We start from the raw sequence: 11871 nt of genomic DNA, 5'->3' as shown, positions 1-11871 counted from the left end.
TTCCAGCGTGACTGCATGAACGAATCGTTCCACCGTTTTGATACCGGCCGCGCGCGCACCTTGTCTGCGTGCCGGGCCGGACTTGCCGCGCTGCTGCTCGCGTTGCCCTTCATCGGCTTTGCGCCGCCGGCGCACGCCGAACGCGCCGACAAGGACAAGCCGCTCAATATTGAAGCGGACAACATGACGTATGACGACCTGAAGCAGGTCAACATCTTCACCGGTCATGTGGTGGCCACCAAAGGCACGATCGTCATCAAGGCCGATCGTGTCGAGGTGACCCAGGATCCGCAGGGTTATCAGTACGCCACCGGTACTTCGAGCGGCGGCAACCTGTCGTATTTCCGCCAGAAGCGCGAAGGCCTCGACGAGTATGTCGAAGGCACGGCCATCCGCATCGACTACGACGGCAAGCAGGACCTCACCACGTTGACGACCGACGCCACGGTGAACCGTCTGCAGGGCCTCTCGACGCTGATGGACACGGTCCACGGCAGCGTCATCACCTATGACGGCCAGAACGACTTCTACACCGCCAAGGCGGGTAAGGACGTCGCCGGCCCGGGCAACCCGAGCGGCCGTGTGCGCGCGATGCTGGCGCCGCGCAACGGCGGCGCCGCGCCGCTGACCGGCGCCTCCGCTACGCTCGTGCCGTCCAACAAGATCCAGGGAACCCCGCCCCAGTGAGCTCAGTAAACTCCGTCAATTCACCTTCCCTTCCCCACCGCAAGCCGGCGGGGACCAGCAGCTCGCTGGTGGTTCGCAATCTGAAGAAGCGCTATGGCTCGCGCACGGTCGTCAAGGACGTGTCGCTCGACGTCAAGAGCGGTGAAGTGGTCGGATTGCTCGGCCCGAACGGCGCCGGCAAGACAACCTCGTTCTACATGATCGTGGGCCTTGTGCCGCTCGACGCCGGTGAAATCGATCTGGACGGCAAATCGATCAGCCTGCTACCTATCCATAAGCGCGCCTCGCTCGGACTGTCGTATCTGCCGCAGGAAGCGTCGGTATTTCGCAAGCTCACCGTCGAAGAGAACATCCGCGCGGTGCTGGAACTGCAGCTTGACGAAAGCGGCAAGCGGCTCAACAAGGACACCATCACCACCCGCACCGAAGCACTGCTTGATGAGCTGCAGATTGCGCATCTGCGGGGCAATCCGGCGCTGTCGCTGTCGGGCGGCGAGCGCCGCCGCGTGGAAATTGCACGCGCGCTGGCGACTAATCCAAGTTTTATTCTGCTCGACGAACCGTTCGCCGGCGTCGATCCGATCGCAGTGCTGGAAATCCAGAAGATCGTCAAGTTCTTGAAGCAGCGCAACATCGGCGTCCTGATTACGGACCATAACGTGCGCGAAACGCTCGGCATCTGCGACCACGCCTACATCATCAGCGACGGCAGCGTGCTGGCCGCCGGTGCGCCTGGCGACATCATCGAAAACGAAAACGTGCGGCGCGTCTATCTGGGCGAGCACTTCCGCATGTAAGTATCCGAGGGGCATGAACGGCGGCGTCCCCCGCCGCCGGCCCCTTGCTGCGGCGGCCTCCCCGTATTTTTGACGCGGCAGGCCGCCCGCGCCCCTGCAGACCCAGTCCGGGCGCACGCGTTATCGCGAATGCCGCAAGGTATCGCGGTCGTGGCAAACTCTTTACAATGAATCTCAACTTGCCATGAAAGCCAGCCTACAACTCCGCCTGTCGCAGCATCTTGCGCTGACACCTCAACTGCAACAGTCCATCCGGCTGCTGCAGCTGTCTACGCTTGAGCTGCAGCAGGAGGTCGCGATGGCGATCTCCCAGAATCCTCTGCTCGAAAACGAGGACGACTGGATCGCGAGCCCCCTGCGCGTCGCCGCAGACGGCTCGCTGATCGCCCAGGCGCCCAACAACGCCGCGCCGGAGCAGATGGGCAACGGCTCGTCGTCGTCCTCCTCCTCGTCCTCCAGCAGCAGTGAAGGTGGCGAAAGCGGCGAACCGCAGGGTGTCGACGAGTACAACGGTCTCGCGTCCGACAGCAACGGCGATTCGTCCCAGTGGAATCTGGAGGACTACGGCCGTTCCGGTACCGCCTCCGACGACGACGACCTGCCGCCGCTGCAGATTCACGAATCGAGCACCTCGCTGCGCGATCACCTGATGGCGCAACTGCGCGTCACCCAGGCAAGCCAGCGTGACCGGGCGCTGATCACGTTTCTGATCGAGTCTCTGGACGACGACGGCTACCTGACCGCGACGCTGGAAGAAGTGCAGGCTGATCTGCCGGAAGAACTCGAAGTCGACCTGGACGAACTGAACGCCGCACTCGCGCTGCTGCATAGCTTCGATCCGGCCGGCGTGGGCGCACGGTCCGCTTCCGAGTGCCTGAAGCTGCAATTGCTGCGCCTCGACGGCTCGGCCACCCGCACGCTCGCCCTCGAGATCGTGGCTCACCATCTTGAACTGCTTGCCGCGCGCGATTTCACGCGTCTGCGCAAACATCTGAAGGCAAGCGACGACGATCTGCGCGATGCACACGTGCTGATCCGCTCGCTCGAACCGTTCCCCGGCGCCGCCTACGGCAAGGCCGAGGCCGACTACGTCGTGCCCGACATCATGGTGCGCAAGATCGGTCAAAGCTGGCAGGCCGAGCTGAACCCGGAGGTCGTGCCGAAACTGCGTATCAATCATCTGTACGCAAACATTCTGCGGAACAACCGCGGCGATCCGGGCAGTGGATCGCTGCGTCAGCAACTCCAGGAAGCCCGCTGGCTGATCAAAAATATCCAGCAGCGCTTCGAGACGATCCTGCGAGTGGCGCAGGCTATTGTCGAGCGTCAAAAGAGCTTTTTTGTGCATGGCGAAATTGCCATGCGGCCCTTGGTTTTGCGGGAAATTGCTGATACGCTGGGCCTACACGAGTCAACTGTCTCGCGTGTGACAACCGGTAAATACATGCTGACCCCATTCGGGACGCTTGAATTTAAGTACTTCTTCGGATCACACGTTTCGACGGACACGGGCGGCGCTGCCTCTTCAACGGCCATTCGCGCGCTCATCAAGCAACTGATAGGAGCGGAAAACACCAAATCTCCTCTTTCAGACAGCCGCATAGCCGAACTGCTGGCGGAGCAAGGATTCGTGGTCGCACGGCGCACCGTAGCGAAATACCGCGAAGCCCTCAGAATCCCCGCAGTCAACCTGCGCAAGTCTCTTTAGCTCGCCGCGTAGTGTGGCGGGCATTTTCCGGCCGCTCCGCCCGTTGGCGGACAGGCCGGCCGATGCGACCTGCCAGTAGTCAGTCACGGGGGACGACACAGGCGAGGCGAGCGATCGACCGGTACCTGCCCCATCGTGCGGACCAAGCGGCCACTAGCATGGAGAAGCACTATGAACTTGCAGATCAGTGGACACCATCTCGAAGTAACGCCAGCGTTGCGAGAATACGTGATCACCAAACTGGATAGGGTGCTAAGACATTTCGATCAGGTGATCGATGGCAGTGTGGTCCTCTCGGTCGACAACCACAAGGAAAAGGTAAAGAGGCAAAAGGTTGAAATCAACCTGCATCTGAAGGGTAAGGACATCTTTGTCGAGAGCTGTGACGGCGACCTGTACGCCGCGATCGATCTGATGATCGACAAGCTCGACCGGCAAGTCATTCGTCACAAAGATCGCCTGCAGGGTCATCAACACGACGCGATCAAGTATCAAGAGCTGGCGCCGCAACTGGACGTGCCGCCGCAATAAGCAGGACCGTGAAGGATTAGAGGGATTTTTCCCGACCTAGCTAAACCGCCCGGCAACGGGCGGTTTTTCGTTGGCTAGAACACATCGCACGACGAACAGGCATTGGCGCGCCGCACCATCCATGGTCGCGCTGTTCTATAATGGGCCGGTTACCATAGGGGTCATCGGGGTTATTCAGCGGGAGTCCTGCGTTTTTTGGGCTTCCAAGCACATCGCCGTGAGCATCAGTCGAGAATGGAACGCCACTCAAACGCCACAGCGAGGAGTATCCAGGCCACGTTTCCGCCTGCCAACATGAATCGTTTAGCCAAATTTCTTCCCCTCGAAAACGTCGTCGTCGGACTATCGGTCACCAGCAAGAAACGCGTCTTCGAGCAAGCAGGCCTGATTTTCGAAAACCAGAACGGCATCGCTCGCAGCACGGTCACTGACAATCTGTTCGCGCGCGAGCGCCTCGGGTCGACCGGTCTTGGCGAAGGCGTCGCGATTCCGCACGGCCGGATCAAAGGCTTGAAGCAGCCGCTCGCCGCTTTCGTGCGCCTCGCCGAGGCCATCCCCTTCGAATCGCCGGACGGTCAGCCGGTATCGCTGCTGATCTTCCTGCTGGTACCCGAGCAAGCCACCCAGCAACACCTCGAAATTCTCTCGGAAATCGCCCAGCTGCTGTCCGATCGCGAGACGCGCGAACGGCTGCATACGGAAGAAAACCGCGAAGCATTGCATCGACTGCTCACTCAGTGGCAACCTTGATGCATCGGCGCCCATCCGCACGTCGGTCCCCCGCCTGCGAGCGGCTGGGTCCCCGTGTCGAATCCGGCTCGCGCCGGCTAATCCGGCTGCGCTGACGCAGCCGGCGCATGCGGGGCACAGGCCCACACTGGAGTCACGGACTCATGGATACGTCCAGCATCAACGCCCAAAGCATTTTCGACGACAACGCCGCCATGCTGAAACTCAGCTGGCTGACGGGGCATGAAGGCTGGGAGCGTGGCTTCTCGGCGGAAACGGTCGCCAATGCCACCTCGAGCGCCGACCTTGTCGGCCACTTGAACCTGATCCACCCGAACCGGATCCAGGTGCTCGGCGACGCCGAAGTCGACTATTACCAGCGCCAATCCGAAGAAGACCGCTCGCGCCACATGGCCGAGCTGATCGCCCTCGAGCCGCCGTTTCTGGTGGTGGCGGGCGGGGTCGCCGCGCCGCCGGAGCTGGTTCTGCGCTGCACACGTTCATCCACGCCGCTGTTCACTACGCCAATGTCGGCCGCAGCGGTAATCGATAGCCTGCGTCTGTACATGTCGCGCATCCTGGCGCCGCGCGCCACGTTGCACGGCGTCTTTCTGGATATTCTCGGCATGGGCGTGCTGCTCACCGGCGACTCAGGTCTCGGCAAGAGCGAACTCGGCCTCGAGCTGATCAGCCGCGGTCACGGCCTTGTCGCCGATGATGCGGTAGATTTCGTGCGCCTTGGGCCAGATTTCGTCGAAGGCCGTTGCCCGCCGCTGCTGCAAAACCTGCTGGAAGTGCGCGGCCTCGGGTTGCTCGATATCAAGACTATTTTTGGTGAAACCGCCGTACGGCGCAAAATGAAGCTGAAGCTGATCGTTCAGCTCGTGCGCCGTCCGGATGGCGAATTTCAGCGTCTGCCACTGGAAAGCCAGACCGTCGACGTGCTTGGTCTGCCTATCAGCAAAGTCACCATTCAGGTTGCGGCCGGCCGCAACCTCGCGGTGCTGGTGGAAGCCGCCGTGCGCAACACAATCCTGCAACTGCGCGGCATCGACACGCTGCGCGACTTCATGGATCGCCAGCGCCTCGCCATGCAGGACCCGGACAGCCAGTTTCCCGGCAAGCTGATCTGAAACCGCCCGGTGTGTCCGGCGGCAACGGGGCACGCACGCGGGGACCAGATGCTATGATGAAACGTACAGATTTGACGACCTCATGCGCATTATTCTGATCACCGGTATTTCCGGCTCCGGCAAATCCGTTGCACTGAACGCGCTTGAAGACGCTGGCTACTATTGCGTCGACAATCTGCCGCCGCGCTTTCTGCCGCAACTCGCCTCCTACCTCGCGGCAGATGGTTACGACCGTCTCGCCGTTGCAATCGACGCGCGTTCCAGCGCCTCGCTCGACGACATGCCCGCGATGATTCGCGACCTGTCGCGCGAACACGATGTGCGTGTGCTGTTTCTGAACGCCAGCACGCAATCGCTGATTCAACGCTTTTCCGAAACACGCCGCCGCCATCCGCTCTCCGGTTCGGCCTCGCACGATGCAGATGTGGGTTTGCTGACGTCGCTCGAAGAAGCGATCGAGCGCGAGCGCGAACTGGTCGGAAACCTGGCTGAGTTCGGCCACCAGATCGATACCAGCAACCTGCGCGCGAACGTGTTGCGCGCATGGGTCAAACGTTTTATCGAACAGGAGCACAGTGGCCTCGTGCTGATGTTCGAGTCGTTTGGTTTCAAGCGCGGCGTGCCCCTCGACGCGGATTTCGTATTCGACGTGCGCACGCTGCCCAACCCGTACTACGATCATCAATTACGCCCGCTTACGGGACTCGACAAACCGGTCATCGATTTCCTCGGTGCCCTGCCCGTCGTGCACGAAATGATGGGCGATATCGAGACGTTCCTCGCGAAGTGGCTGCCGCACTTTCGCGACGATAACCGCAGCTATCTGACTGTGGCAATCGGCTGCACGGGCGGTCAGCACCGCTCCGTTTTCATTGCCGAGACGCTCGCCGCGCGTCTTGCCAGGCAGGCCAATGTGATCGTGCGGCACCGCGATGCGCCGGTCGACGTCGGCGAATCATCGAAGTTAGTGGCTTAACCGGCCGCATCGCGCGGCCTTAACCCGAAGCGTTGCGCGCCATGTCCTCTACTTCTGTGCTTGCCGATGTGCCGCTGTTTCCGCTGCACACGGTGCTGTTTCCCGATGGGCTGCTGCCCCTGAAGATTTTCGAAGCGCGCTATCTGGACATGGCGCGCGAGTGTCTGCGCGAAAAGACTCCGTTCGGCGTATGTCTGCTAAAAAGCGGTGGTGAAGTGGCGCTTCCAGACGAGCCCTCCGTGCCTGAAGCGGTCGGCTGTCTGGCGGAGATCGGGGAGTGCGATGTCGAAACCTTCGGCATGCTGCTGATCCGCGCGCGTGGCACGCGGCGCTTCCGGCTGCTATCGCATCGCGTGGAAGCGAGCGGTCTCCTGGTGGGCATGGCGGAGCCGCTGCCGGACGACGTACCGCTCGAAGGCAACGAGTTGCTGGCCAAATTTGGCGCTTGCGCGGAAGTACTGGAGCGGATCATCGCAACAATCCGCGAGCGCGATCCGGATAGCCTGCCTTTCGCGGAACCGTTCAAACTCGAAGACCCGACGTGGGTGTCAAACCGGCTCTCGGAAGTGTTGCCTATTGCCCTGCGGGCGCGGCAAAAGCTGATGGAGCTGCCGGATGCCGGGGCGCGCATCGATGTGGTTCATCACTACATGCAGCAGCATCAGTTGTTGTGAGGGCTCCTGCAAGCTATCTACAGCAAAGACCCGTGCAGGCCATCCAGCAGCTTGCGCACCGGCGCCGGCACGCCGTACGCGTCGATGTCGCGCAGCGCCACCCACACGGTTTCCGCATCACCTAGCACTAGCGCCGTCTTGCCACCTGCGACACGACCCAGTTCCGCGATGCGCGGCTCGATATCCAGCCGGAAATGCGTGAACGTGTGTGTAAGCGGCGCAAGCGGCGAGACCGCACCGTCGCCGCCGAATTCGCGTGCCCGCTTCGCCAACGCCGCTTCATCAGCCGCTTCCGGCAGGCTCCACAGCCCACCCCAGATACCCGACGGAGGCCGCTTTTCCAGCATCACCGTATCGCCGTCGCACAACACGAGCATCCAGGTACGTCGCGTCGGCACAGCCTTTTTAGGCCGCGCGGCCGGCAGTTGACGCTGCCGGCCGGTGACATTTGCCACGCAGTCGGGCGCGAACGGACAGCGCTCGCAGTCAGGCTTGCCGCGCATACACAGGGTCGCGCCGAGATCCATCAAGCCCTGTGTATAGGCGCTCACATCATCATTGCTGGCGTTGGACGGCAGCAATGATTCAGCCAGCGTCCACATGGCATTTTCGACCTTCTTTTCGCCTGGGAAACCTTCGACGCCAAACACGCGGGCCAGCACACGCTTCACGTTGCCGTCGAGAATCGTGGCCCGCGCGCCGAACGCAAACGACGCGATCGCCGCCGCGGTCGAGCGGCCGATCCCCGGCAATTCGGCCAACTCCTCCACCGAAGCCGGAAACGCCCCACCGTGCAGTTCGACCACCGCCTGCGCGCACCGATGCAGGTTACGGGCACGCGAGTAATAGCCGAGACCGGCCCACAGCGCCATCACGTCGTCGATCGGCGCTGCGGCGAGCGCGGCGACGTCCGGGAAGCGCGCCAGAAAACGCGCGTAATACGGAATCACGGTTGACACCTGGGTCTGCTGCAACATGATTTCCGACAGCCAGATGCGATAGGGGTCGCGTGTATTCTGCCAAGGCAGGTCGTGGCGGCCGTGCTGACGCTGCCAGCCGATCAGACGTGCAGAGAAATCAGCGAGAGCAGGCTCGATGGGTAAAACAGGCACGGTGGCCGTCGCGGACGGCGTTAAGCGGGAGGGCATCGGAAAATTAGCGCTGGCAGGTAGGACAAAAGTAAGTCGAGCGCTGCCCTTGCACGATCTGTTTGATCGGCGTACCGCACACGCGGCATGGCAGCCCCGCGCGATCATAGACGAAATAATCGAGCTGGAAATAACCGCTTTCACCGTCACTGCCGACGAAATCGCGCAGCGTGCTGCCGCCTTTTTCGATCGCGGCAGCAAGCGTGACTCTCACCGCATCCGCGAGCAACCCGTAGCGGACCGGCGAAACACGGCCAGCGGGCGTGGTGGGCCGGATACCGGCGCGAAACAGGCTTTCGGACGCGTAAATATTGCCCACCCCCACCACGATCTCCCCCGCCAGCAGCGCCTGCTTGACGGAGACCTTGCGGCCGCGCGTCTCCCGGTGCATCAGCGCGCCAGAAAAAGCAGGCGAAAACGGTTCGACCCCGAGGCCGGCCAGCAGCGGATGCTCGAGCACATCGCCGTCTTCGCGCGAGTGCCAAAGGACGGCCCCAAAGCGTCGCGGGTCGCGATAGCGGAGAATGAACTCGTCGAAAATCCAGTCGATATGGTCGTGTTTCGCAGCAGCCGGCAGATGCGGCAGGTTGCGTAGCACGCGCAGCGTGCCAGTCATGCCCAGGTGCACAATGAACCAGCCGTCGTCGATTTCGAACAGCAGGTACTTGCCGCGCCGTTCGACCTTATGCACCACGTGGCCCCGCAAGGTTCTCGCAAGGTCTGCCGGAATCGGCCAGCGCAGCGCGGGGGTGCGAACGTCGACGCGCTCGACCCGGCGTCCGGAGACGTATGGCTCGATTCCGCGTCGGGTAACCTCAACTTCTGGCAACTCTGGCATGTCTAACTGGTCTGCAACTTGCGTGAGTGGTTGTGCGCTTATTGTAGCGAGCGCGTTACAATCGTCCGAAACATTGAACGGATTTCCATGAACTTGTCCTTCGTGAAGCTGTTTTCGAAGCGCCCGTCGCGCGCCTCCCGCGTGCCGCACGCTGTCTCCGCCCGACGCCTGTTAGGTGCGGCGGCGCTTGCCGTGTGGGCGCTCGCCGCCTTGCCGGGGCACGCGCAGGATCCCTCGTCCGATTCGGACGACAACTCCGTGTCCATCCCGGATGCGCTCGGTGCGCAAACGCCTGAAGACCAGAAAAATCTGCCCGATATTGCCCTGTCGAGCCAGATCGTGTTCCAGGTGCTCGCGGCGGAAGTCGCCTTGCAGCGCGACCAGCCGGCGCCGGCCTATCAAACGTACCTTGCGCTTGCGCGCGACACGCACGATCCGCGCATGGCGCAACGCGCCACGGAGATCGCGCTGGCAGCGCAGAGTCCTTCGGACGCCCTCGCGGCCGCGCAATTGTGGCAGCAGTATGCGCCCTCATCGGAACGCGCGGCGCAACTCGATGCTTCGCTGCTCGTTCTGTCGGGCAAGCCTGACGACGCAGAGCCGCTGCTCACACGCGAACTGGCAAAGGTGCCGGAAGCGAATCGCGGCAGCGCGATCCTCTCGCTGCAACTGCTGCTCTCGCGCGGTCCGAATCGTATCGGCGGCCTGCATGTGCTGCAGGATCTGCTGAAGAACGACATGAACCGGCCCGAAGCGCAACTGGCTATCGCCCGTCAGCAGATCGTGGCGAACGACGCGCCGGGCGCACGCAAGTCGCTCGAGCAGGCGCTCGCCTTGAAGCCCGACTATCTGCCCGCTGCACTCACGCTCTCGCAGATGGGTCCGGAAGAGCGCAAGGAAGGCATCGCGTCGCTCGAGAAGTACGTCCAGCAAAATCCGAAATCGCATGATGCCCGGCTCGCGCTGGCCCAGATGTATCTGGCCAGCGACCGTCTCGACGACGCGCAGGCGCAGTTCGTGGAGATGCACAAGGACAACGCGAACGATCTGACGCCGATGATGGCGCTCGCGCTGATCGCGATCCAGAAAAAGGACTATCCGACCGCGCAGACCTATCTGCAGCAGTACGCGCAGAAAGCGGAGAAGACGACGGGCGCCGATCCGGGCCAGGCCTACATCTATCTCGCGCAGATCTCGCTCGAGCAGAAGAATGACGCAGCGGCAGGCGACTGGTTGAACAAGATTGCGCCGACGAGCCAGCAGTACATTCCGGCGCAGATCACGCGCGCCCAGTTGCTCGAAAAGCAGAACAAGCCGGACGACGCCCGCAAGCTGCTGGCGGGCCTGCGAGCGCCTGACCCGCGCGATCAGGCCTTGATCGACCGCACCGATGCCGCCATCCTGTTCGACTCGAAGCGTTATCCGGAAGCGGAAGCGCGCCTGGCGCAAGCCACCGCCGACTTCCCCGACGACCCCGATCTGACCTACGACTATGCGATGGCGGCTGAGAAGAACGGCCACTACGACATCATGGAAGCGCAGTTGCGCAGGCTGATCGACACGCAGCCGGACAATCCGCAGGCCTACAACGCCCTCGGCTATTCACTGGCGGACCGCGGCGTGCGCCTGCAGGAAGCGGACAAGCTGATCCAGAAGGCCGCGTCGCTAGCGCCGAACGATGCGTTCATCATGGACAGCGTGGGCTGGGTCAAGTATCGCCTCGGCGATACGTCGGATGCGCTCACGCTGCTGCGCAAGGCCTACAATCTGCAGCCCAATGCAGAAATCGGCGCGCATCTTGGCGAAGTACTGTGGAAGACCGGCGCCCAGGATCAGGCGCGCGACGCCTGGCGTGAAGCCCGCAAGCTGGAACCGGACAACGATACGCTCCTCAAAACGCTCGCACGTTTTCAGGTGAACGATCTCTGATGCTCATTTCGAACCGCTCTATCCGTTCCGCGCGCTGGCTTGCTGGCTGGTTCCATTATTTCCAGGCGCCACGCCGCGCGGCGCTGGGGTTCGCAGCGGCGGCTGTCGTCACGGTGTCCGGGTTGACCGGGTGCGCCTCGGTGACACCGCGGCAACCGTCGACGTCTAACGCCACGACCTCGGTCACGGCTCAAACAAGCCGCGCCTATCACGGCCGCTTCGCCGTCCAGTACGTCGATCAGAACGGCGCGCAACGCAATGCTTACGGCAACTTCGACTGGCAGGAAGCCGGCGACACGGTCACGCTGCAGTTGCGTAACCCGCTCGGTCAGACACTCGCGATTGTCACATCGTCGCCAGCCTCTGCCTCGCTCGAACTGCCGAATCGCCAGCCGCTCACCGCCGACAACGTGTCCACGCTGATGCAGAATGCGCTCGGCTTTGCGTTGCCCGTCGAAGGCCTGCGCTACTGGTTGCAGCCATCGGCCGCGCCCACTTCGCGAGCCAGAACTGAGCAGGATCCGCAGGATCCCGCACATCTGAAGGAAATCGTTCAGGACGGCTGGACCATCAACTACGTCGCGTATGCCGATGCGCCGGCCACTGGCCTCAAGCGCGTCAATCTGAGCCGCCAGGAACCGCCACTCGAAATCAAGCTGGTACTCGACCAGTAACCTGGCGAAGCGCACTACCCGTACGACTCGCCTGCTGCAATTCGTCT

12 protein-coding genes are annotated in these 11871 nt (G+C 62.4%); 10 read left to right on the top strand and 2 right to left on the bottom strand.

Going from position 1 to position 11871, the window contains the following annotated elements:
- The first annotated feature begins 15 nt into the window (after positions 1-15).
- From lptA to P3T17_RS12985, 8 genes are all read left to right on the top strand, one after another.
- Entirely contained in the window at positions 16-687 is a 672-nt protein-coding gene (gene lptA / locus P3T17_RS13020; RefSeq protein ID WP_074263304.1) for a lipopolysaccharide transport periplasmic protein LptA, read from the top strand.
- Positions 684-1484 carry an LPS export ABC transporter ATP-binding protein gene (gene lptB, locus P3T17_RS13015; protein WP_074263303.1) on the top strand — a complete coding sequence of 267 codons (801 nt, stop codon included), beginning with the start codon at positions 684-686 and terminating at the stop codon, positions 1482-1484. The genes lptA and lptB overlap by 4 nt, the downstream gene beginning before the upstream one ends.
- A gap of 184 nt (positions 1485-1668) precedes the next feature.
- Positions 1669-3192: an RNA polymerase factor sigma-54 gene (locus P3T17_RS13010; protein WP_429407069.1), complete on the top strand. Its 1524-nt coding sequence runs from the start codon at positions 1669-1671 to the stop codon at positions 3190-3192.
- Between the two features lie 171 nt (positions 3193-3363).
- Positions 3364-3723: a ribosome hibernation-promoting factor, HPF/YfiA family gene (gene hpf / locus P3T17_RS13005; protein WP_074263301.1), complete on the top strand. Its 360-nt coding sequence runs from the start codon at positions 3364-3366 to the stop codon at positions 3721-3723.
- A gap of 234 nt (positions 3724-3957) precedes the next feature.
- Positions 3958-4473 carry a PTS sugar transporter subunit IIA gene (locus P3T17_RS13000; RefSeq protein ID WP_429407067.1) on the top strand — a complete coding sequence of 172 codons (516 nt, stop codon included), beginning with the start codon at positions 3958-3960 and terminating at the stop codon, positions 4471-4473.
- A gap of 143 nt (positions 4474-4616) precedes the next feature.
- Entirely contained in the window at positions 4617-5585 is a 969-nt protein-coding gene (gene hprK / locus P3T17_RS12995; protein WP_074263299.1) for an HPr(Ser) kinase/phosphatase, read from the top strand.
- Between the two features lie 82 nt (positions 5586-5667).
- Positions 5668-6561, top strand: coding sequence for an RNase adapter RapZ (gene rapZ / locus P3T17_RS12990; protein WP_429407066.1), 894 nt, complete (start codon positions 5668-5670; stop codon positions 6559-6561).
- A 41-nt stretch (positions 6562-6602) separates the two neighbouring features.
- Positions 6603-7235: an LON peptidase substrate-binding domain-containing protein gene (locus tag P3T17_RS12985; protein ID WP_429407064.1), complete on the top strand. Its 633-nt coding sequence runs from the start codon at positions 6603-6605 to the stop codon at positions 7233-7235.
- Between the two features lie 17 nt (positions 7236-7252).
- On the opposite strand, the gene mutY is transcribed toward P3T17_RS12985, so the two are convergent.
- Both mutY and mutM read right to left on the bottom strand, forming a co-directional pair.
- Positions 7253-8383, bottom strand: a complete 1131-nt coding sequence (gene mutY / locus P3T17_RS12980; RefSeq protein WP_429407062.1) for an A/G-specific adenine glycosylase — start codon at positions 8381-8383, stop codon at positions 7253-7255.
- Positions 8384-8390: 7 nt separating this feature from the next.
- Positions 8391-9221: a bifunctional DNA-formamidopyrimidine glycosylase/DNA-(apurinic or apyrimidinic site) lyase gene (gene mutM, locus P3T17_RS12975; RefSeq protein WP_429407060.1), complete on the bottom strand. Its 831-nt coding sequence runs from the start codon at positions 9219-9221 to the stop codon at positions 8391-8393.
- A gap of 87 nt (positions 9222-9308) precedes the next feature.
- Here mutM and P3T17_RS12970 point away from each other — a divergent pair, with 87 nt between their 5' ends.
- Both P3T17_RS12970 and lolB read left to right on the top strand, forming a co-directional pair.
- Positions 9309-11150 (top strand): tetratricopeptide repeat protein, encoded by a 1842-nt coding sequence (locus P3T17_RS12970; protein ID WP_429407058.1) that lies wholly within the window; start codon positions 9309-9311, stop codon positions 11148-11150.
- Positions 11150-11824, top strand: a complete 675-nt coding sequence (lolB, locus tag P3T17_RS12965; RefSeq protein ID WP_429407057.1) for a lipoprotein insertase outer membrane protein LolB — start codon at positions 11150-11152, stop codon at positions 11822-11824. The genes P3T17_RS12970 and lolB overlap by 1 nt, the downstream gene beginning before the upstream one ends.
- Positions 11825-11871: the final 47 nt, after the last annotated feature.

The organism is Paraburkholderia sp. GAS82, from assembly GCF_050436285.1.
GTDB lineage: Bacteria > Pseudomonadota > Gammaproteobacteria > Burkholderiales > Burkholderiaceae > Paraburkholderia > Paraburkholderia phenazinium_B.
This window is presented reverse-complemented; position numbering and strand designations above follow the sequence as displayed.

What these genes read in the sequence shown, in the direction of transcription:
- lptA (WP_074263304.1), top strand. Translation starts at nt 16, where the DNA reads ATGAACGAATCGTTCCACCGTTTTGATACCGGCCGCGCGCGCACCTTG.
- P3T17_RS13010 (WP_429407069.1), top strand. Translation starts at nt 1,669, where the DNA reads ATGAAAGCCAGCCTACAACTCCGCCTGTCGCAGCATCTTGCGCTGACA.
- hpf (WP_074263301.1), top strand. Translation starts at nt 3,364, where the DNA reads ATGAACTTGCAGATCAGTGGACACCATCTCGAAGTAACGCCAGCGTTG.
- P3T17_RS13000 (WP_429407067.1), top strand. Translation starts at nt 3,958, where the DNA reads ATGGAACGCCACTCAAACGCCACAGCGAGGAGTATCCAGGCCACGTTT.
- hprK (WP_074263299.1), top strand. Translation starts at nt 4,617, where the DNA reads ATGGATACGTCCAGCATCAACGCCCAAAGCATTTTCGACGACAACGCC.
- rapZ (WP_429407066.1), top strand. Translation starts at nt 5,668, where the DNA reads ATGCGCATTATTCTGATCACCGGTATTTCCGGCTCCGGCAAATCCGTT.
- P3T17_RS12985 (WP_429407064.1), top strand. Translation starts at nt 6,603, where the DNA reads ATGTCCTCTACTTCTGTGCTTGCCGATGTGCCGCTGTTTCCGCTGCAC.
- mutY (WP_429407062.1), bottom strand. Translation starts at nt 8,383, where the DNA reads ATGCCCTCCCGCTTAACGCCGTCCGCGACGGCCACCGTGCCTGTTTTA.
- mutM (WP_429407060.1), bottom strand. Translation starts at nt 9,221, where the DNA reads ATGCCAGAGTTGCCAGAAGTTGAGGTTACCCGACGCGGAATCGAGCCA.
- P3T17_RS12970 (WP_429407058.1), top strand. Translation starts at nt 9,309, where the DNA reads ATGAACTTGTCCTTCGTGAAGCTGTTTTCGAAGCGCCCGTCGCGCGCC.
- lolB (WP_429407057.1), top strand. Translation starts at nt 11,150, where the DNA reads ATGCTCATTTCGAACCGCTCTATCCGTTCCGCGCGCTGGCTTGCTGGC.